Source organism: Solibacillus sp. GQ1 (assembly GCF_059758555.1).
Window position 1 is genome coordinate 1,066,975 of the sequence record NZ_JCAXEX010000001.1, and the last position, 21,902, is coordinate 1,088,876.

The following is a 21,902-nucleotide window of genomic DNA, read 5'->3' on the forward strand; positions in this document are numbered from 1 at the left end:
GGCTTATCACAATAGTATTAAAAAAAAGCATCGCAAATTTGCGATGCTTTTTTATTTGGGATATATTAGCTCTCTTTCTTGTGAGCATTCGAAGGTGGCTGTTTTTTCGGTCGGATGTAGAGACCTAATTTTTTCCGCTCAGCCATTAATGATTTGTAAAGCGAAAGTATCATCAGCAAAATGATGAACGAGAATGGGAAGGCGACAATAATCGCGGCATTCTGCAGTGCGGTCAGACCACCTGAGAACAATAAACTTGCCGCAATCGCAGCCTGTAAAATTCCCCAAATCAACTTAATTCTGAATGACGGGTTCATCGAGCCAAATGTTGTTTGCATCCCTAATACGAATGTAGCAGAATCAGCCGAGGTGATGAAGAATACTGCGACAAGTAAGAGCGCAATAATCGATAAAATAAAGCCGAGTGGCATCTGATCAAATACACCGAATAAAAGCTGCTCTGTCGGTAAATCAACAAGCCCTTCATCTTTTGTCAAATACGTTTCAATCGCTGTCGTTCCAAACGTAGCAAACCAGAAAATACTAACAAGTGTTGGTGCTAAAATAACACCCATTAAAAATTCACGGATAGTACGTCCTTTTGAAATACGCGCAATGAAAATGCCGACAAATGGAGACCAGGACATCCACCATGCCCAATAGAAAATCGTCCAGCTGTTAATCCAATCACGGCTGCCCGCATCACCCGGTTCCATACGTAAACTCATTTGTACGAAGTTTTGTAAATAACTGCCGAGTCCTGAAGTAAAGTCGTTCATAATGGCAACAGTAGGACCAATAAATAAAGTCAATATTAATAAGACAGCTGCCAAATAGAGGTTCCAATTACTTAACAGTTGAATTCCCTTATCAAGACCGGTTGAAGCGGAAATGATAAACAATACCGTAACGATAACAATGATGATTAATTGAACAGTAAAGTTGATTGGAAGGTCAAATAAATAGGAAAGACCGCCATTAATTTGCTGTGCACCTAAACCGAGTGTTGTGGCAACACCGATTACTGTAGCGAAGACCGCGATAATATCAATTATATATCCAATAGGACCCTTTGTTTTTTCACCGAAAAGAGGAAAAAGTGTGGAACTTATTAAACCGGGTGCCCCTTTACGGAAATTGGAGTAGGCGAGTGCCAATGCGACTACACCATAAATGGCCCAAGCGGAAATTCCCCAATGGAAGAACGTGTATCGAAATGAATCTTTCAATGCTTGCTGGGAACCTTCAGGAGCCTGTGGGGAACTAATAGCAAAATGTGATAATGGTTCCGCTGCCCCCCAGAATACTAAACCAATTCCCATTCCCGCACTAAATAGCATCGCAAACCATGATGCATTGCTGTAGTCCGGCCGGTCAGTCGGCTTACCAAGACGTATGGCTCCAACAGGACTCAATATAAGGAAAACACAAAACGCAATAATGATTGCAACGACTAATAAATAATACCAGCCAAAATTATAAGTAAGTAAATTTTGAATGTTTTTGGTGACATTTTCTAATGTCTGTGGAGCAATTACACCGACTAGAACAGCCAGCATTACTAACGTAAACGAGCTCCAAAAAACAATGCCTACTTTTTTCATTTTATAACCCCCGTTCAATAACTGATGAATTCATTTCCGAATTTGAAAAATAAACACTTTTTTTCATTTATTAATTGTAAAAGTATAATTAGTAATTCAATTTTTACAATTTGCTCTGCTTTAAAATGTTTATACACAAATGAAGCCAATCTTTCTTTATTTTTCCCCCGTTTTTGCTCCTTAAACAAAAATGAATAACTCTTTTAAAAATATCCTATACTTGTCAAAAAAGGGGGGGAGTCGTATTGACACAAACACTGGAAATAAAGCAGGAAATTAAACGACTTAATAAGCAATTCCTCCATTCATCAGACTTTGTTGCAAAAGAAATTAAGCTTGGTAAAGAAGAAAACGTCATTTTATGTTATTACTCATCACTTGTTAATAAAAAGGATGTCGAACAAAGCCTTATTAATCTGAAGCAGTTGAATGGTTCTTCCTCGCAAGAAGATCAGGAAAAGAACGAACATACTGACAAACCGAAACAAAGTGATACAGAAGATAACGAAATTGATAAAGATGATGCACAAAATAAAGAGATAAGTGGTACAAAAATTAATAATGATTATGCTGCAAAAAAACAACTGGCTAAAGATGAATCGGTAATAATCACTACTGAAAAATATGATGAGCAAAAACTGGTTGATTATGTTTGTAACGGTGAAACGTTAATTATCCTATTGCAGTCAAACCAAATGATACGTTTGAACAATGCAGAATTTGCCCACAAAACACCTGAAGAGCCTGAAAATGAGCAAATTCTAAGAGGATCGCATGAAGGTTTTGTTGAAAATTTTGAAGTGAATATGCAACTGATTCGAAAACGTATAAAAAATAATAAGCTTGTTGTAAAACAAATCACTCTTGGAAATGAGACTAAAACAACGGTTTACTATATGTTTGTGGAAAATGTAGTTGACAACGAGGCTCTTAAAACGGTAGAAAACCGATTAAATGCGGTTGATGTCGATATGTTTTATAGCATCGGGCAGCTTAGTGACTATTTGGAAGATCAAGTATGGTCTCCGTTTCCACAACTTTTGAATACAGAACGCCCAGATCGTGTTGTAGCAAATATTTTGGAAGGCAAAATCGCCATAATGACCGATTTATCACCAAATGCTCTCATTGGGCCTGTAACATTTTTTTCTTTTTATCAAACACCGGATGATTTTAACGCACGCGTATTTGTCGGAACATTTTATCGGCTGATGCGACTATTCAGTGTCTTTTCCGCCATTTTTTTGCCGGCATTTTATATCGCCATTGTAAGCTTTCATTTTGAAATTTTGCCGCTTGAACTTGCAAATAAAGTGAAGACGGATATTAACCAGATTCCATACCGGCCGCTTATAGAAGCGATGATTATGGAAATAACGATTGAATTGATTCGTGAGGCGAGTGTTCGACTGCCGAAGTCGATTGGACAGACAATCGGTATTGTTGGGGGGCTTGTAATTGGGGATTCGATTGTGAGCGCGGGGCTTGTATCAAATTTAATGGTAATTGTCGTAGCATTTACAGCAATATCAAGCTTTGTAGTCCCATCTGTCGAACTCAACACAACTATTCGAATGCTTCGTTTCCCATTTATGTTTTTAGCATCACTTTTTGGTTTTTTTGGAATTGTCATCGGAACATTTTTATTAGTTGTTCATTTATTGAATTTAAGCTCTTTAAAACATCCCTATTTTTCACCCATTATTCCTTTTGATCCAGTTGGAGTGAGAAAGATTTTTTTCCGAGGACCTTATTATGGAGCAAATAGGCAGGCAAAAGATTTTTCAATGAAAAAGGAAGATAAAGCATGAGTGTACAGTTGACAAAGGCTCAATTATTTCTTCTGATGTTCGTTATACAAACTGGCTTTGTCTATATATCCGTTCAACATCAAATTATCGAGCATGCACATCGGGATGCTACAATTCAATATTTAATAATAGCTGTTGTTTTTTTCCTGCAATTATTATTTTATGAACGAATGCATCAATACCTCTATTTAAATAGTTTTGTAAAAGCAATTTATCTGATTTATTGGACGATTTATATTACGGTTTTTGTCAGTTATATTACGTATATATTAACGATATGGGTGTTTCCAAATACACCTACATTGGTTTTAATAACAATATTTTTATCTGTATGTCTTTATGCCAGTATCAGTAGACCTGAAACTGCCGTTAATGTAGGTGTTGTACTCATTCCAATGCTTTTATTATTTTTAATATTCATGTTTTTAACAGTGCCGAATTTGAATGTGACCAATTTGCTTCCTCTTTTTTATGATCGGTCAAATACTTGGTTTAAAGGTTTTATTTATTGTACTTATGCATTTGGCGGTGCGGAAACGTATATAATTCTTCGAAAGTATTTGGCGAGTAATGGGAAAATTTCCAAAAAGGCAATTGCTATTTATTTCATTATCTTAACAAGCTTTTATTTATTATCGATATCTTTTACTTTAATGTATTTTTCACTAAATGAAATTACACTCATTCCTGAACCAATTTTGTATATACTACACTCTGTTGAAGTGACATTTGTAAAACGGCTGGATTTGTTTTTTGTATATATTTGGCTTTCCTGGTCATTGGTTACAATTGTCAATTATGTACTTGTGATGCGCCTTGTATATTTTGAGAAAAAAATAAAATCACCTAAAATAAAGCTATTTATTTTTTTTACCGTTGTTACCATATCAGCCAATTTACTAATCCGTTTTTCAATAATTAATTTTTTTAAAGTTTACTTAGTTTATGGTACTGTTCTTTTTACCTTTTTGTTGCCGATGATTATTATTCTTTTCAATAGAGTGAGGGGGCGAACTTTATCCGAATCGGAAAAATCATCTTAATAATAACACCACTTATACTAGCGGGATGCTGGGATGAGAGGCTTTATAAGAATTCATCCGTCGTATCGCTTACTGGCATAGAAGGTGAAATAGGAGAATTGACTGCTTATTATGCCTATCCGGAAGCTACAGCAACAGAAATGAAAACCATTGTTATTTCCGGTGAGGGGGTTTCACCTCGTGATGTACGTCAGGATGCAGAGTTAAAAGTTGAGCAGACGATGGATTTATCTGTTTTATCAACAGTTCTTATATCAGAGGATACCGCAGAACATAATATTTATGAGTATTTGGATATTTATTTTCGGGATGCAAATAGTCCGATAACATCAAAAATGGCAATTATACAAGGGGATTTAAAACCGTTTTTTGAACTAAGCGAAAATAAGCAAAGTACCGCAGGAGAATTTTATGACCGTTTTATTACAAGTCTGGAAGATAACTCTTTTGTAATACCTTATACATTGCAAACAGCTTCTACTGTAATTTTCGAAGATGCTCAGGATTTGGCTTTGCCCTACTTGAAAATGGGTGAGGATAATCGTCCCAAAGCAGAAGGGGTTGCCTTATTTTCAGGTAAATCTTTTACTGGCAAGACTTTAAACGCTGATGAAGGACTATTATTAAGTATTTTAAATGACTCACTTGGTTTTTCAACGCGTATTGCTCATTTATATAAAGATAGTCCTTTAACTGTTCGGGTCAATAAATTAAAAAGAAAGCTTAATATAACAGAAAATAAAATTGTAATTAATTTGAAAATCGATTTTATGCTTTCTGAATTCCCTCAGGATAACATAGATAATGCAAATTTAAGAAAAGAGCTGGAAAAATTTCTTCAGGCAAAGATTGAGCAAGATTTGAACGAAGTCATTAAAAAATTGCAAGAAGCAAAGAGTGATGCCATAGGACTTGGTCGCAGTGTTCGAGCATTTCATCCGGAATGGTTTAAAAAAGATTGGAACGAGCGTTTTTCAGAATTGGATATTTCGGCTAAGCTAAAAGTAGAAATTGTGAAAACGGGTATATTGGAGTAACTGTAAACAACAAAAACACAGTTGAATATTTGAAAAGGAGTGTCATCGATGGAAAAAAATATGAACTACGGCAACGATTATAAATTTATTCCTGCTACATCTGTACAAAGTGGTGTGAGCCAGGAATTATTGCCAGACTTGTACGCACATACAATTCAAATCGCCAATATTGCTTTTTACAGTTGTCCAGGAAGTAACGACTTTGTCTTAATAGACGCGGGGATGCCGAAAAGTGCAGAAGAAATTATTTCTGTAGCGGAAAAAAGATTTGGCAAAAATGCAAAAGCAAAAGCAATTATTTTGACACATGGACATTTTGATCATGTAGGCGCAATTATTGAACTTGTTGAGCACTGGCAAGTACCGGTTTTCGCTCATAAATTAGAACTGCCGTATCTAACGGGCTTAGAAAATTATCCGGAGCCGGACTCTACTGTTGATAGTGGGTTAGTTGCTAAAATGTCCCCTTTGTTCCCGAATGAAGCGATCGACTTAGGGGAATCTGTCCAGGAACTTCCTCCAGATGGAACCGTACCTTTTATGGAAGGATTTAAGTGGATTCATACACCGGGACATACACCTGGACATGTTTCGTTATTTAGGGAGCGCGACGGAGCACTTATTGCAGGGGATGCATTTGTTACGGTCAAGCAGGAATCCTTATATAAAGTATTTACCCAGGAAAAAGAAGTGAATGGACCACCGAAGTATTTGACGCCGGACTGGGGCGCAGCTTTTGAATCAGTAAAAAAGCTGGCAGCGTTAAATCCTTCTGTAGCGGTTACAGGACATGGGGTGCCGATGAGCGGGCCAGAGCTAAGCGAGGGGCTGCGTAAACTTGTCGATGATTTTGATCAAATAGCATTGCCAAAGAATAAGAAATAAGATAGTTTAATACAAAAAAATCATCCGTTTACTCAGCTAATGAGCAAATGGATGATTTTTTAAAGTATATAGATAGTGGGGTTTAATTTAATTATTCAAATCATATAACCCAGGACTATGTTCATTTGGCATATCTGGCATTAATGGCACAGGGAAACCTACTGGTGGCGGTGTTACTTGATATTGTCCGCCATTTCGGCTTGGAGATTGTCCTTGGAGAATTTCACCTATTCTTGTCGGATCCAGACGGAAGTTAAATTGACAGTTATGGTAACCCATATCGACAAATTTCCGGCATTCAGGATATTTGTTGATATCATAATTCGGTACCGGGAATAGTTTGCCCCAATTTACGCCTAATGTTTCGAGTGCTTTGGCAAAAGCGTTTTGATGTGCGTTATCACGAACAATCAAAAATGCGAGCGTTTCACGGAACGTTTGGTTTGAGCTCATTTCATAAATTCGAGTTTTTTGCAGTACTCCTGTAGATTCCAATACGAGGTTATTCAGTAAATCGGCGATAAGGTTGCCGTGTGAGTAAACCCATGATCCATTCCATGGATTTCCTGCTGCATCTACAGGCAATGATGCTTGTGCGCCCATAATGAAATGGTGGGGATTTGCATGGCGGACCGCTTCATCTAATGGGGATTGGTCCATTCCATTGTTACCCGGAGCTGATGACTCTCCGGAATCGTTCAATAGCTGATTGATTGTATTTTGAACAAGCTCGACGTGGGCAATTTCTTCTAAGAAAATACCGCGCAGCAAGTCTCTAAATTGAGTATCTTTTCCTCGGAAATTGGAACTTTGGAAGAAAAATTGCATCATTGTGCGCATTTCCCCATAATGTCCGCCTAAGATTTCCTGTAAAACGCGGGCAGCTGCCGGATCTGGTTTATCCGGTTTAATAATATTGATCAGTTCTTCTTTGTAGTAGTACATAGTTTCCCTCGCTTCTTTCATGGTATTTCATAAAGAATGCATTTTTCACATCCTTTTGAAAGTAGTATGTTCAATTCAAAGGAAGACATGCCAATTTTTTTATAATTAAAGTTAGAAGGTACTAACTTTAAAGAATTAAATATTACGATTATATTTCATAGGACTACTTTTCGGGAAATAGGGTAGAAAAGTAACAGAGATGGTTGAGTATAACTAATCTTGTGGAACTTGCTATTTTGGAATTAGGAGGATGTAAATTGGAGAACAACAATAAAAAAGTCGAGCAATTGAAACAGTTTACTACGAAAGATGAAGGTCAGCCGCTAACAACGAATCATGGATTAAAGTTAACGAATGACGAGCATTCATTAACGATAGGTGAACGTGGCCCAACAATTATGGAGGACTTTCATTTTCGTGAAAAAATGACCCATTTTGACCATGAACGTATTCCGGAACGAGTAGTACATGCCCGAGGTTCGGGGGCGCATGGTGTATTTGAAAGTTATGGCGATGCAACAGATATAACGATGGCTCATTTTTTAGGAGAGAAAGGTCGCCAAACACCTGTCTTTGTTCGATTTTCAACAGTAGCAGGATCACGAGGTTCAGCAGAAACAGTTCGTGATGTGCGAGGATTTGCGACGAAGTTCTATACAGAAGAAGGGAATTATGATTTAGTAGGAAATAATATACCCGTTTTCTTCATTCAAGATGCGATTAAATTCCCTGATTTCGTTCATGCGGTAAAACCGGAGCCGCATAATGAAATTCCTCAAGCGCAAAGTGCTCATGATACATTTTGGGACTTTATTGTCAGTAATGAAGAGACTGCACATATGACCATGTGGCATTTGTCGGACCGTGCAATTCCAAAAAGCTATCGAACAATGGAAGGATTTGGAGTCAATACATTCCGCTTTGTCAATGCCAAAGGGGAAGCTCACTTCGTAAAATTCCATTGGAAACCTGTATTCGGTGCTCATTCTTTAGTATGGGATGAAGCTCAAAAAATTGCGGGGAAAGACCCGGATTTCCATCGCCGTGACCTTTACGATAATATTGAAGCCGGAAACTTTCCTGAATATGAACTTGCTGTTCAGCTAATTTCACAAGAAGATGAGTTCAAATTTGATTTCGATATTTTAGATCCGACGAAAATTTGGCCGGAAGAATTGATTCCTCTTCGCAAACTCGGAAAAATGACATTGAATCGAAATACTGATAACTTCTTCGCAGAAACAGAACAAATTGCTTTCCATGTAGGGCATGTTGTACCGGGAATCGATTTTTCAAACGATCCTTTATTACAAGGCCGTTTATTCTCTTATACAGATACACAACTGATTCGATTAGGCGGGCCAAACTTCCATGAATTGCCGATTAATCGTCCTGTATGCCCATTCCATAATAATCAGCGTGATGGGTATGGTCGAATGACGATCAATAAAGGACGTGTGGCATACGGGAAAAACAGTTTACAAAACAATACACCGCATGTAGTGACGCAAAAGGAAGGCGGCTATGCTCATTACCAGGAAAAAATCGAAGGACGAAAAGTACGAGCTCGAAGCTTATCGTTTGAAGACCATTATAGCCAAGCGCGTCAATTCTGGTTAAGCCAAACGGATGTGGAAAAACAGCATATTATAAATGCTTTCAGTTTTGAACTTGGGAAAGTAGAAACAATCGAAATCCGCAAAGCAGCAGTCGATATGTTTGCTCGTGTTGACCGTGCAATGGCTGAGCAAATTGCACAAAATATCGGGGTTACACCACCAGATGAATCGATCCAGCAAGTTGCGGATCAACAGCCATCTGATGCTGTGAGTATCTTAAAAAATCAGGTACCATTTTTAAAGTCGAAAAAAGTCGGTATTATTGTTGATACAAGCAGCAATTTGGAAGAACTTATCATGCCATTGGAAAATGAAGGCGTTACAGTTGAGTTGATCAGTGATAAACAAGGAAGAATCGGTGAGCGTGAAATTGATCACACGCTGGAAACGGCAGATCCTGTACTTTATGATGGTCTAATTGTTGCTGCAAATTTTGAAAGTGTCGTGCCTAAACGTAAAGTTCAACGATTTGCTGATGAAATTTTCAACCATTATAAAGCATTAGGGTATGCTTCAACTGAAATTTTAGATAAAGACTATGCAAATACACCTGGTGTCGTAGCAGGTATTTCAGAATTTGTAGAAGCATTGAAAAAAGGTCGCCACTTTGACCGAACAAATGCAACGGGTTGATTATTCTTAGAAGATTTAAGAATTACAAAGACTCAAAAAACATTTTTCTCATTGAGAAAAATGTTTTTTTATTGAACTATGTTTCAATCTATACCTCTATTTTCCTACTCACTCTCTAAAAAATGAATATTTTGAATAATAAAATATCGTAATAAAAGTATGCTATAATATTAAAATTGTAATTAATTTTGTGTCGGAGGAGGGATAACTAGGGAGAAATTTGAAAAGGGCTATAATAATCGGAAAAGTCGAAATGGGGAACATGGCCTTAGTAATTATTTTAAGAAAATACATATTGATCGAAGGATTAAAAGGGGAGTTAGACGTGTGAAAAATATATTGAAAATTGCAAGCGCTTTTATTGGCGTGATCGTAGGCGCAGGATTCGCTTCAGGACAAGAAATACTGCAATACTTTACGAGCTTTGGAATACTCGGGATATTCGGAGCTATTTTATCAACGGTACTATTTTCGGGTATTGGTATGCTTTTAGTATGGCTTGGCAGTTATACAAAAACGACATCTCATAAAGACGTTATTTACAGAATTAGCGGGCGATATCTTGGAACTGTAATCGATTTTATTCTTATTTTTACGTTGTTTGGTGTAGGTGTCGTGATGCTGGCTGGAGCCGGTTCGAACTTAAATCAACAGTTTGGTTTACCGGTCTTTGTAGGTACGACTCTTATGACAATACTCGTATTACTAACAGGTTTTTTGAAAGTAAATCGGGTTGTTGCCATTATAGGAAGCATTACGCCGGTTCTCATTATTTTTGTTATATTTATTGCGATCTACAGTTTTCTAACGATGAGTGGAACTTTTACATCGTTAAACGATGTAGCGCAAGCAACACCGACTACTTTACCAAACTGGTTTATTTCCAGTATTAATTACGTTTCATTTAATATCGCGGTTGGAGCTTCAATGTCAATTGTAATGGGCGGAGTTGAAAAAAATCCAAAAACTGCAGCGATAGGCGGATTGGTTGGAGGACTTATTTTAGGAGTTCTCATATTATTAATTCATTTAGCTATTTTCTCTAAAATCGAAGAAGTTGGCACGTTGGACATGCCGATGCTGGGAATTGTGAGTAATTTATCGCCGACACTAGGTATTATCATGTCATTAGTTATTTTCGGCATGATTTATAATACAGCGGTTGGAATGTTCTTTTCTTTTTCAGCACGTTTTGCGGAATCAGGAACACAGAAATTTAAAACTTTCTTTACGATTACAATGATTGTTGGTTATTTGGCAAGTTTTGTAGGCTTTACTGGTCTAGTGAGTTATTTCTATCCTCTGATTGGTTATCTGGGGATTATCCTCATCCTTGCTTTAGTGGCAGCACCCTTTATTATTAAGAAACAAGAAGCACGATAATTTTCTATTTATATATGCAAAAAGCTACCTTTTTCTGATAAAGAAAATTGGTAGCTTTTTGCTGTATTAAAAATTTGATTTTCATTTTAGTACCCACAGTTTTAACGGATTAAGTGTCATATATAATTGACTAAGTTAATTTATATGTTACAATATTAGGTGAAAGGTATTTTTTTCCTGACTTTATCATGACAGCAGTTTCAACAAAGTGACATCGATTTTAGGAAGGGAGGGTGTTGAATTGAAAGATATTCAAATACAAAACTGTGTAAAATTAAGAAGAACTGAATTGGGCAATTTAACACAAAGTGATTTAGCAAAGCAGATTGGTGTCACGAGACAAACGATGAATTTAATCGAAGCACAAAAGTATAATCCTACAATTAAAGTATGTTTGCTGATTGCGAATGCACTGGATACTTCTATTGAAAAATTGTTTTGGATGGAGGAAGAATCATGACAAAGTTATTCACCTATATCCCGGTTCTTTGCTGTATTATTGTTATTTTATTTATTGAAAGTTCATTATTGAAATGGATTCTGTTAGCGGGAATCGGTTGTTTAATGATATTTGCGAAGTATAAGCGAGGTAAATTAATGAACGACGAGCTCGAATTTGATGATCGCGTAAACGCAAATGTTTCGAAATGGTCATTACGAAGCATGATTATGTTAAATACACTGCTCATACTGATTTTAGTGATTGGAAGTAAAGGGGACATGAATTGGACGATAAATGTAGAATTGATTTTGGTGTATTTGGTAGCTACACTTTGCATTCCATTCTATATTATTCCAGCAGTTATAAAAAACTTTTAGGGGGACTGGGAAATGGAGATGAATTTGGTTTTAATTGGCGTAGTATTTTTAGTGCTGGGTTATTTAGTCGGAGTTAAAAAATTAACATGGCTATTAGCGGGGTATAATGAAAAGCGAGTAAAAGATAAAAATAAATTGGCTCTACTTGTCGGTGGAACATTTGCTTTACTAGGCATAGGAATCGCCATAAGCGGATTTGCAGGCATACAACAAGCAGAAACGATTATGTATGTTACAGTGGGCATCATCTTACTTGAGTTGGTATATGTTAATGTAAAAATGGTTGAATAAATTTTACCCGGCCCCTTTATTGTACTTAGGGAAGCCGGGTATTTTTATTTTTTCCGTATTTGATAATCAATATGTAAAAACTTCATACCAAACAGTTTCATCTCATGGGTTGCGGTAAGGGTTCCTTGTTGTTCTTTAATCACAAAGTACTCATGTAACGGCAATTTGAATACATAAGAGCCGATCGCCAAATACGTACCGGCATCGCCTTGTCCATCACTTGTTAAGTACAGTGCACAGTCTTTTACGGAAAGCTGCAATATACCGTGCATTGTAGAGAAGGGCAGGGGCAAAGCAATATTCATATAGGTATTGGAGGCATCATGATGCTTCGAATATATCGCGTTGAATACCGGGTCACCATTAATCGATCTTTGCCAGACGCGCGGCTTTTCTCGGCCGTCATTTTGCGGATCAACTTGCCAAATTTCTCCGTCCATCACAATCGATTTTGAAGAGAACGGTAAATTCAGCTGTCCCATTTTCCTGCTAATGAACTGATACACAAAAGCAAAAGGTTTAAACCAAGCAGCCCATTTAACAGACGCTTTTAATTCAAAGTTTGTAGTACGTTCATAAAACTCACTTACCAATTCAGGAATGTTCTCTTTATTAACATAAGATGCCATATCATCGACCAATCCACGAGCCGGTTTGTTTGTTGGAGAAAATCGCCCGCGAATTTTACTTATTGGAAATGTATAGTCACGATGTTTTGAAGGTGGCAGTAATAAGCTCCAAGCGATCAATACAGAAATACCAAACCCTAAACAATTTAAAAGACCATGGAAGTCCAGCATATCCGGAATATCAACAAGATTCGTTCCTGTTAAATTGCTGTATGCGTATAAAAGCGACCAAATAATTGTAAAGCATAATGTCAAAAATGCCAGTCGGATGAACAGACGCTGCACACGCGGCAATGGCCATTTCATAACAAAAAAGCTAATGCTGAAGATGGCGACTACATATAGGCTAACAGAAATGATTTCAACAATCCTTGAAAAGGTAATCCCGACAGCTACTAGCATTGGTCCTGCAGCGATTACGGCGCAGCAAAATTTGTAATAGCGGGTCATATGAAGACGCCCAATCAAACCGACTGTTATGCATAGCAGAAAGGCCGAGTAATGAAAATGAATAGCGGTCAGCCATGTAATAATCGGACTGAACCCTGCATTCAGCTGCAGATGAAATGCCAAAAACCATAGTCCACCCATCACAATATATATTAGACCGATATCTATCATCATTTCAGCTGTATTGACAAAGCCTCTTCTCAAAAATCGTTTGACCCCATGGGAGGCAATAATAAGGGTACTTAGTAAGTAGGTAAGTACACAAAGCAGGATGAGGAAATCGTTTTGTGTGAAATATAGTATTGTAACTGCAAACTGACCAGTTGCAATAATGAATTTTTGCCAATTTTTCAGTAAAACTAACTGTTCCAGTATGACTGGAACAAAGATTAGTTGAGCTAGCGTCAAATAATAATACATAGATGTTGGTGCGTTAAATAATAGAAGCCAAGCCATACAAACAAGGCCAATGATTGTTAAAGGTCTACTGAGCACAAGGCGTAAATTGACCAGCATACATCATCATCCTTCCAATAAGATCATTATAAATGGAGACATGAATCGTATACACATCGAGCACATCATCATACCCTTCCGTTACAACAACTCGGCCTGTCAGTTTCTTCGGCAAGCCAACTTCTTTTTGACCGATTACGGCACGCTGTTCTGCGGAGCGGATCATTAAGGAACCGTCCTTTGTAACATCCATTCTTAAATCGGAGTAGAATAATGCCGGATCCCCTAAATAATCTTTTACGATTTGCCGTTCCAAATCGACTGTCATCGTTGCATTGAATTTGCGTATTGCCAGTGGAAAATGGAAAGTGCGCTCCCAATAGACTTCGGCTTCCTTTTCATTGTTCATTCTTGCGGTATTCGTTATTGTAAAAGGAATTTCCTTGCCGTATTCGGGAAAAAGGAAATTTGTTTTCGTAAACAATTGATACATCGTTCGTAAAAAACGTGGTCCGGAATGAATAACTTGCATTGTTCCTTGTGCATGAAATGGTTTGCCTAATGGAAGGCGGTATCTTTCCTGCAACTTTGGATGCAACCTGTTAAAATCATTGGCAAGCAATGTTTCGTAAATCATATTAAGCACCTCTTTTTCGTTTGCAAAATCTTGCTGTCGGTAATTCTTTTGTCAGCAGTAAAGTAATAATTGAAGCAACCCACAAACCAATGTTAAATGTAACGACATTAAATGGAGCTGTTGCAACAGAAGGTGCAGCAATAATTGCGCTTAATGTCAGCAATGGGAATAATAAAATTTGCGCCTTTATCAGCAGCGGTTGCAATTTCGGGATCAAAAAGAGTAACCCGATGATCATCTCCAAAATACCTATCCAAATAATGGCCGTTGATGCTTGACCTAACGTTAGCGGTGACAGTTTCATCAGCATATCAATTTCGAGCGGATGCTTCATCCATACTTTCGGAATGAGACCTTGGTAGAGCCATGTAAAACTGAACAGGAAGCACAGTAAATAATAGCTGAAAAATCGCCGGTATTGGGTTGCCGGTTTTTCTCCTATTTCAATCCACCTAGCCAGTACATTAAAACTAAGTGCAGTTGCCCAACCGATAACAGGGCGGAACAGTAGATCAAATAATTGCCCGAATCGACCGAACCGGGCGTCATAGTCGTACTGGGTCAGAAAGGTTACGCGGTCGCCATTCGGGATATATTGCCAATAGCCGCGTCCTTCCTTAATAGGGGAAATCAGTTGCGGTGTCCCGAAATGGAGAGATGATGTTCTAACACCACTTGCTTTTTCATGTGTACCTTTACTTTCACCCCAACCTGCAACTGACAGGCCCGGCATTATTTTAGTTGTATATGTAAAAGTTTGAGGCGCGTCCACATGCTGTTTTTCATTGTAGATGATGGATGTAAAACGTAAATCCCATTGTTCATGCAGCTCGGGCTGTTGTGTATAATGCCATACTTCTTCAATCGAGCTGTCTATTACGGTTTCCACATAAATCGGCTTTTTCTTCAAGACATTCAGCTCCTCTATCAAAATGTATTTACTTATTCATCATCATACCTTAATATCATTACTGTGATTAGTCAGAATTTAAAGGGAATAAATTTACCGGAAAAAATGTTAATATATTACTTTATCAAGTATTATAAGAGTGGATAGATCAAGTAACCGATTTTAAGGGAGGAAGCAATGGACTTTATTTTGGATTATAAGTGGTTTTTCCTCATTACTGCAGAAGTTGTATTCTGGGTATGTGCGATTGCCTTTTTGCTCTTGCGCTACTGGTTTCAGCTAAAAAAGCTGAGTTTATTCGTCTTTATTATTTTTATCGTAAATGATTTATGGATTGCGCTTTTGGCTTATTTTGATTATCAGCGAACAGGTGAATTTTCGATTTATCAAATTATTATTGTCATCATTATTGTGTATGCGATGACATTCGGGAAATCCGACTTTAAAAAGCTCGATGCCTTTATAAAAAGGTGGGTTGCTAAAAAACGAGGGGAGCCGATCAATGAATCACTCCAACCTGTTAAATTGTATGGTAAGGCTTATGCGATACAAGAATGGAAGCAATTTGCGGGGCATTTCGTAGTTTTTATCCTTGTTCATATAGGATTTGCTATTGCGGTCGGCTTTTCAGACAGTTTGCAGCAAACGCCCCTGAATGAATTATTCGGAATGTGGTTTGATGACGAGAACGGTAATTTCCCTTTTGACAATGAAGGGATCAATAAATTCAGTCAAGTATGGCTGCTTATTCTTACCATTGACTTTGTAATTACATTATCGTATACATTATTTCCGAAAAAGAGATCATAAAAGTGATATTTTAAATCCGGCGAACCAAACATTTTAAATTTAACAAATAGCCACTTGTATAAAACGAGGGCCAATCAAGGAATGGGGACTTAACTTGAGAAAACTATTATCATTAATGTTTGTTTCAGCAATAATATTAGCAGCTTGTAGTTCATCAGAATTGAGTATTACGGAAGTGCAAAAAATTCCTACAAAAGTGCAAGAGATTATTGATACCGATTACACATTGCAGCTGATTAATGACAGTAAAAGCGATGTGAAGTATATTATTTTTCAATCTGCAGGAACAGTAACAACCGAAATTGAAGAGAGGGATAACATATTAGATATAAAGTTGGAGACTGAAAACGAAGAACATAGTGAGTTAAAACAATACGTCTATAAAATTACTCGTGGTGATGCACAGTATGATTCAATTAATGTAAAAATAAACGGTCAAGATACACCTATAGGTAATTCCACAGGTTTTTAAAGAGTCGAGTCGGTTAGGTTAGATGGAGGAAATTTTGAAGAAATTATTAATAGTGTTTGTTATACTAATTTCATTTTTTATTGTAAAGGGATTTAATGGTAATTACCCTAATCAAATCAAAGCGGATTACTTCGATATCGGTTATGGGCAGAGCTTGTATGAGGGTCTAAACAAAGTAGATAAAGAAACGGTCCAGTCACTTGTGAAGGCTTACAATCAAATTGAAGATAGTGGACAGACAAACGTGGAAATTGATTATGATAAGGCGTTAACGATCCATTTTATTTATAATGACCAAATATCAGGGACTTTAGTAATCGATGATATGGGGATTTTCCATCTGGGAGATCGTTCTGGAAATTATCAAATCGATGCAAATAATGATATTTATGAAAATGCATTAGACATTTATAATGAAGTGAAGAAACAATATTAAATTTTCGTTATAGAGACTTTATAAATTAAAACTATTACTATGCAATAAAAATCCCTTTTGATTTATTCAAAAGGGATTTTCTAAACACTTTTTTATGGGAGAGATATATTGGCTATATTATCGCTTAAAAAATTCAGTCAATGCTCTGCCATCTGTATTTCTAAAGTCCAAATCTAAAATATGCGCAATTGTCGGACCGATATCAACGACACAAGCTTCGCCAATATGAGAACCGGCTATAACACCGTTGCCGGAAATAATAAGGTTGCTCGTATAATCGGGTTTGTTTGGTGAGTAGCCGTGTGTCGCATACTTTTTGCCGAGTGTATGTAAGTCGATGATAGCTTCCTGTAAATGGTCATCTTCAAAGGCATACCCTTCTTTTGCTTCAATCATATATCGGAATGTACTGGCTATATGAAATTCCTGCAATTCCTGAGTACCTAAAATGGCTTCTATACCGTAAGATTCTTTCCGTGCAGCATCCTGTAAAATGGTAAGGGCTATTTGTTCTGCTTCCGTATCGTCTTGCTGTACATGTAAATAAGCGGCTCCACCTGCACCTTGAACATATGCGCGCCAATGCCATTTTCCGTTTTTCTCATAAATAAGACCTTCTTCGTATAAAATCCGATTCAAATACACTTTGTACTGAACATCGAGCTGACTATGGTCTCCGACGATTATAAAAGTCGTTTCTTCATAAATATCTGCATCTTTTGTCGCCTGGACAAGCTCTCCTATCCGGCGATCCATCCGTTCAATGACTTCTTCAATATGAGGTCCAATTGTTCCATGTAAATGCTTCGTATCATCGAGATCAATTAAATGCATTAATAGTAAATTCGGCTTTTTCTTTTTAATCGTATCTACTGCACATAGGGTTGTGAAATCATCCAAATAAGGCTGCTGAATCCCTTGCCGAACTTTTCCGTACTTCATTTCCATTTGCAATGTAAACAATTTACTGCCGCTTTTCAGTATTTTTAGTGCCTGGTTTTCATTTTTTATCGCTTTTATTTCAGGGATATTAAAGTTAATATCAGCTTTTCCTGATACTGGCCACAAAAGCCCGGCTGTCGTTAGTCCTTTTTCTCGAGCTGCTTCATATACAGTTGGAGCTTGGATATCACTGCGGAACCAGTGCCAGTTTTGCTCGTTTTCAGAGACGAAAGGCTGAAACGGATTATTATGGAAAACCCCGTGCCGGTCTGGATAGACACCAGTCACATAGGAACTGTGTATGACATACGTGAGGGTTGGGTACACACTTTTCAGTAAATTTGTAGAGGCCCCTCGTTCAATCAGTTTGGCTAAATTCGGTTTAGACGCTGCACTTTCCCAATTATCCTTAGAAAAGGCGTCATACGAAACAACAATCACATAATTACTTTTATTCTGCATCTGATCACCTTACTAATTTAGTTTGTTCATGCGCATCTTTTGGCAGCATTAAAAAGACTATGAGCCCAATAATGAATAGAGGGATAATCGATAAAATGCTATATCGGGCATCACCAGTCATCGTTGTTGTCAGTGCCATTAGAAAAGGTCCGATAATTGCAGCAAATTTACCGAAAATATTATAGAAACCGAAAAATTCGTTGGAACGCTCTTTCGGAATAATTTTACCATAATAGGAACGGCTTAATGCCTGAATACCGCCTTGAGCAGATCCAATCATAATCCCTAAAATAAAGATATGCCACATTTCCGAAATGAAAAATGCTGCGATACAGGCGATGACATAAGTCGTTATCCCGACAATAATTAATGCCCGTGTCGAATATTTTTTAGCAAGCGACCCATAAAGCAGCGCAAACGGGAACGCTACAATTTGAATGACGAGTAAAATGGCCAAAAGCATAAAGGTATTTAATCCATCGGAACCTAAAACACTTGTCGCGTACGGAACAACCATTTTTATAATTGTATCGACACCATCGATATAGCAGAAATAAGCGATTAAAAACATGAATACTATTTTATAGTCTTTAATATTTAAAAAGGTTTGACCTAGACGTTTGAAACTATTGCCGATGGGATTTGGTTCGGGTTCTATATAGTGGCGCTGTTTGACGTCTTTAATCATCGGAATCGTCAGTAATCCCCACCATAGCGCGGTAATACAAAATCCGATTTGATATCCGATCGCTGCATCCATCCCCATGATTAAGATGACGACTAAACTAATCCCAAATGGAATGACACTTGAAATATAGCCGAAAGCAAAGCCGGATGACGATACTTTATCCATTTTCTCATCTGTCGTCACATCGACCAAGAAAGAATCATAGAAAATATTGGCGCCGGCAAAGCCGATACATGAAAGAATGTACATGACGATTAAAAGCTGCCATTGCCCGCTATCCGGTGAAATAAATGTAAAGGAAAGAGTAGAAATAATGCCGACTAACGCAAAAAATGTGAAGAAACGTTTCTTCTTGTCCTTATAATCAGCAAAGGCTCCTAAAATAGGACTAAGAACGGCGACAAATATACTTGCGAGTGAATTGAAATAGCCTAAATCCATGTTGTTCACACCTTGAAACATCCCAAAGACAATGGGGAAAAGGGCGGTCGTGATTGCAATGGAATAAGCAGAATTCCCGCAATCGTATAAAATCCAGGACTTTTCTTCTTTTGTCAGCTTCACTTACATAAAACCTCCCAACCTACTATTTTCAGTCATTATACCATTATCTTGAAATTGATAAGTGGAACCAAACAGAAATTTCATATTAAAGAAATATTCTTTACGCAAACTCTGTATAATGGAAGTTATCTCTAAAAATTTACAGGAGGCGGGCTATGGCAAGAATTATTAACTATTTTCATCCACTTGTATGGATCATATTAAGTGGGACGATTTTTGTACGGACTGCGAGCTTTATGGCAATCCCGTTTTTAGCTTTATATTTACATAATGAACTTCAAGCCTCGCCTTTATTAATCGGGGTTACTATTGGGATCGCCCCTTTGTTTTCAACATTCGGCGGATTAATCGGCGGCTATTTAACCGATCGATTCGGACGAAAAGTGGTTATTGTTATTACGGTCTTTATATGGAGCCTGACATTCGTTGGGTTTGCACTAGCTCCTTCAGCTGGTTACTTTGTCGTGTTGAATGCGGTGAATGGGTTATGCCGCTCATTTTTTGAACCGGGTACTCAAGCTTTGATGATTGATTTTACGGAAGATCCGAAAAAAAGACGGTTATTTTCTGTACGCTACACGGCCATTAATATTGCGGCCGTTATGGGTCCATTGCTTGGTGTATGGGTCGCAAGCTTATCAAGCCCGGCGACACCTTTTATGATTACCGGAATAATGTATGCTTTGTATGGCATATTTTTACTCGTCGTGTTAAATCGCTATGAAATGAAACAAAAAAGACTTGGTTCAAACCAACAAATCCGAACGATATTACGTGCAGTTATCCAAGATCAAAAGCTGTTGCTGTTTATCGCAGGAGGTATTTTGATTACAGTTGGTTATTCCCAGTTCGACTCGACACTGCCGCAATTCATTAATATGAATGTGGAAGATGGGGTGAAGCTCTTTTCCTATGTGATTGTCGCAAACTCCATTACAGTGCTGGCATTTCAGCTGCCATTAACAGTATTAAGCGAAAAAATTTCAATTTACAGTTCACTGAAAATCGGCGTTGTTATTTTTGCGGTCGGATTATTTCTGTTTGGCGTTTCCGGCAGTTCTTGGATGTTCATTGCGAGTATGATTGTATTTTCAGTTGGAGAGATTTTCTGTTTTCCGATGATGAACGCGGTTATTGAGGAAATTGCACCTGAGGATCAGAAGGGAACATATCTTGGTGCGTCACAGTTTAAGAATATAGGAGGATTTATCGGACCAATTATCGGTGGCTGGCTGTTAACGGTTTATATAGATTATATGTTTGCGATTATTTCATTAATCATGCTTTGCAGTATTTTTATATATAACCGCGCTCAAAGACTGGCTTGAAATGTTGAACAATCGGTAAGTAATAAAACAAATGGGCAGCTCATAAAGTAAATCAGGTTCCTATAATGAAAAAACTTGATTAATAGAACTTCGTTAAGTACAATGAACACTTTGAATACATAAGAAGTTCGCGGTATATTCCGTTAAAAGACTTTACAACAAAGAGGTGACAACATGAAAGGTCGAACACATTTAACAATTGGTTTAGGAATCGGAGCAGTCGCATCTGTCAGTCAAGAACCAGAAATGATCCCGGTCGTTTTAGCTGTATCCGCTGTGGCTTCGCTTGCTCCGGATCTGGACGGAAACAACTTGTTGAATAAACATGTAACGAAGACGGCGAAAAAAATAAAAAAGGGCGGACAAATGGTCGGTGGAATCATAATGCTTCTGTCCTTGGCAGCCTACTTAAATCTTTTGCCTTTTCTGGATGGTGAATGGTTTACCCAACAAAATAAACTGCTGTTTTTAGCACTGGGTGCAATTATTATCGCATTGTCCATGAGAAGTCAGGAAACGCTGAAAAATATTTTAATGACCATTTTAAGTTTATTCCTTCTGTATTATGCAATTACCGATGAGCTGTGGTGGCTCGTACTGTTTGCTGTATACATAGGGGCAGCTGGATGGTTTCCGCATCGAGGGTTTACCCATACAATTTGTGCAGTGGTCTTTTGGGCATATATGTCCCATCTGCTGGAAGTGAGTACAGGCGCGGAAAATTTAGCAATCATCTCAACGATGGCGTATTTATCTCATATTTTAGGTGATATGATGACGGTAAAAGGGGTTAAATTTCTCGCTCCGATTACGAATAAAGTATTTAAAATACGAATATAGATTTTAGGGGAGGTCTTTCATCAGTTTCAATGAACTGTCGGGAGATCTTTTCTTTATTTAGTTAATTATTATTCAACTGCATAAGCTATAATAAATTAAATGTTTACAATAATTTCTGCCCAATACGGATGTTAGAGGAAGGTGAATTATGATTGAAATGCATCGGAGAAATTCATTATTGCTTCTATTAATAAGTATTTTTTATTTT

At 37.5% G+C, this 21,902-nt stretch carries 21 protein-coding genes; 14 read left to right on the forward strand and 7 right to left on the reverse strand.

The window, feature by feature from the left end; all coding sequences use genetic code 11:
• Positions 1-65: 65 nt before the first annotated feature.
• Complete coding sequence (locus tag AC6CH1_RS05195) at positions 66-1,604, reverse strand: glycine betaine uptake BCCT transporter (protein ID WP_498316499.1); 1,539 nt, start codon at positions 1,602-1,604, stop codon at positions 66-68.
• A 245-nt stretch (positions 1,605-1,849) separates the two neighbouring features.
• Here AC6CH1_RS05195 and AC6CH1_RS05200 point away from each other — a divergent pair, with 245 nt between their 5' ends.
• The 4 genes from AC6CH1_RS05200 to AC6CH1_RS05215 are packed head-to-tail and all read left to right on the forward strand — an operon-like array spanning position 1,850 to position 6,380.
• Positions 1,850-3,415: a spore germination protein gene (locus AC6CH1_RS05200; protein ID WP_498316500.1), complete on the forward strand. Its 1,566-nt coding sequence runs from the start codon at positions 1,850-1,852 to the stop codon at positions 3,413-3,415.
• Positions 3,412-4,458: a GerAB/ArcD/ProY family transporter gene (locus tag AC6CH1_RS05205; RefSeq protein WP_498316501.1), complete on the forward strand. Its 1,047-nt coding sequence runs from the start codon at positions 3,412-3,414 to the stop codon at positions 4,456-4,458. The genes AC6CH1_RS05200 and AC6CH1_RS05205 overlap by 4 nt, the downstream gene beginning before the upstream one ends.
• Before the next feature lie 14 nt (positions 4,459-4,472).
• Entirely contained in the window at positions 4,473-5,495 is a 1,023-nt protein-coding gene (locus tag AC6CH1_RS05210) for a Ger(x)C family spore germination protein (RefSeq protein WP_231918724.1), read from the forward strand.
• Between the two features lie 48 nt (positions 5,496-5,543).
• Complete coding sequence (locus AC6CH1_RS05215) at positions 5,544-6,380, forward strand: MBL fold metallo-hydrolase (protein ID WP_008408403.1); 837 nt, start codon at positions 5,544-5,546, stop codon at positions 6,378-6,380.
• An 87-nt stretch (positions 6,381-6,467) separates the two neighbouring features.
• On the opposite strand, the gene AC6CH1_RS05220 is transcribed toward AC6CH1_RS05215, so the two are convergent.
• A complete protein-coding gene (locus tag AC6CH1_RS05220; protein ID WP_251688570.1) occupies positions 6,468-7,325 on the reverse strand; it encodes a manganese catalase family protein in 858 nt (285 codons plus the stop codon).
• A 257-nt stretch (positions 7,326-7,582) separates the two neighbouring features.
• Here AC6CH1_RS05220 and AC6CH1_RS05225 point away from each other — a divergent pair, with 257 nt between their 5' ends.
• The 5 genes from AC6CH1_RS05225 (at position 7,583) to AC6CH1_RS05245 (ending at position 12,070) form a co-directional block, all read left to right on the forward strand.
• Positions 7,583-9,577: a catalase gene (locus AC6CH1_RS05225; protein ID WP_498316502.1), complete on the forward strand. Its 1,995-nt coding sequence runs from the start codon at positions 7,583-7,585 to the stop codon at positions 9,575-9,577.
• A 327-nt stretch (positions 9,578-9,904) separates the two neighbouring features.
• A complete protein-coding gene (locus AC6CH1_RS05230) occupies positions 9,905-10,960 on the forward strand; it encodes a YkvI family membrane protein (protein ID WP_498316503.1) in 1,056 nt (351 codons plus the stop codon).
• 241 nt (positions 10,961-11,201) lie between these two features.
• Complete coding sequence (locus AC6CH1_RS05235) at positions 11,202-11,420, forward strand: helix-turn-helix transcriptional regulator (RefSeq protein ID WP_251688564.1); 219 nt, start codon at positions 11,202-11,204, stop codon at positions 11,418-11,420.
• Positions 11,417-11,779 (forward strand): hypothetical protein, encoded by a 363-nt coding sequence (locus AC6CH1_RS05240; RefSeq protein WP_498316504.1) that lies wholly within the window; start codon positions 11,417-11,419, stop codon positions 11,777-11,779. The genes AC6CH1_RS05235 and AC6CH1_RS05240 overlap by 4 nt, the downstream gene beginning before the upstream one ends.
• A gap of 12 nt (positions 11,780-11,791) precedes the next feature.
• Positions 11,792-12,070: a DUF3784 domain-containing protein gene (locus AC6CH1_RS05245; RefSeq protein WP_427710404.1), complete on the forward strand. Its 279-nt coding sequence runs from the start codon at positions 11,792-11,794 to the stop codon at positions 12,068-12,070.
• Positions 12,071-12,114: 44 nt separating this feature from the next.
• On the opposite strand, the gene AC6CH1_RS05250 is transcribed toward AC6CH1_RS05245, so the two are convergent.
• The 3 genes from AC6CH1_RS05250 to AC6CH1_RS05260 are packed head-to-tail and all read right to left on the reverse strand — an operon-like array spanning position 12,115 to position 15,152.
• A complete protein-coding gene (locus AC6CH1_RS05250; protein ID WP_498316505.1) occupies positions 12,115-13,665 on the reverse strand; it encodes a YndJ family protein in 1,551 nt (516 codons plus the stop codon).
• Positions 13,634-14,242: a DUF4166 domain-containing protein gene (locus AC6CH1_RS05255; protein WP_498316506.1), complete on the reverse strand. Its 609-nt coding sequence runs from the start codon at positions 14,240-14,242 to the stop codon at positions 13,634-13,636. Before AC6CH1_RS05255 ends, AC6CH1_RS05250 begins: the two co-directional genes overlap by 32 nt.
• 1 nt (position 14,243) lies before the next feature.
• A complete protein-coding gene (locus AC6CH1_RS05260; protein WP_498316507.1) occupies positions 14,244-15,152 on the reverse strand; it encodes a DoxX-like family protein in 909 nt (302 codons plus the stop codon).
• Positions 15,153-15,329: 177 nt separating this feature from the next.
• Between AC6CH1_RS05260 and AC6CH1_RS05265 the strand changes: the two genes are divergently transcribed.
• The 3 genes from AC6CH1_RS05265 (at position 15,330) to AC6CH1_RS05275 (ending at position 16,870) form a co-directional block, all read left to right on the forward strand.
• Positions 15,330-15,962 (forward strand): hypothetical protein, encoded by a 633-nt coding sequence (locus AC6CH1_RS05265; protein WP_498316508.1) that lies wholly within the window; start codon positions 15,330-15,332, stop codon positions 15,960-15,962.
• Positions 15,963-16,056: 94 nt separating this feature from the next.
• Positions 16,057-16,434, forward strand: coding sequence for a peptidylprolyl isomerase (locus tag AC6CH1_RS05270; RefSeq protein ID WP_498316509.1), 378 nt, complete (start codon positions 16,057-16,059; stop codon positions 16,432-16,434).
• 34 nt (positions 16,435-16,468) lie between these two features.
• On the forward strand, positions 16,469-16,870 hold the full coding sequence (locus AC6CH1_RS05275) for a hypothetical protein (protein ID WP_498316510.1): 402 nt from the start codon (positions 16,469-16,471) through the stop codon (positions 16,868-16,870).
• A 117-nt stretch (positions 16,871-16,987) separates the two neighbouring features.
• Here AC6CH1_RS05275 and AC6CH1_RS05280 read toward each other — a convergent pair whose 3' ends face one another.
• A complete protein-coding gene (locus AC6CH1_RS05280) occupies positions 16,988-18,274 on the reverse strand; it encodes an alkaline phosphatase family protein (protein ID WP_498316511.1) in 1,287 nt (428 codons plus the stop codon).
• Between the two features lie 4 nt (positions 18,275-18,278).
• On the reverse strand, positions 18,279-19,526 hold the full coding sequence (locus AC6CH1_RS05285) for an MFS transporter (RefSeq protein WP_251688544.1): 1,248 nt from the start codon (positions 19,524-19,526) through the stop codon (positions 18,279-18,281).
• A gap of 155 nt (positions 19,527-19,681) precedes the next feature.
• Between AC6CH1_RS05285 and AC6CH1_RS05290 the strand changes: the two genes are divergently transcribed.
• Positions 19,682-20,854 carry an MDR family MFS transporter gene (locus AC6CH1_RS05290; protein ID WP_498316512.1) on the forward strand — a complete coding sequence of 391 codons (1,173 nt, stop codon included), beginning with the start codon at positions 19,682-19,684 and terminating at the stop codon, positions 20,852-20,854.
• A gap of 174 nt (positions 20,855-21,028) precedes the next feature.
• A complete protein-coding gene (locus AC6CH1_RS05295) occupies positions 21,029-21,694 on the forward strand; it encodes a metal-dependent hydrolase (protein WP_251688528.1) in 666 nt (221 codons plus the stop codon).
• Positions 21,695-21,902: the final 208 nt, after the last annotated feature.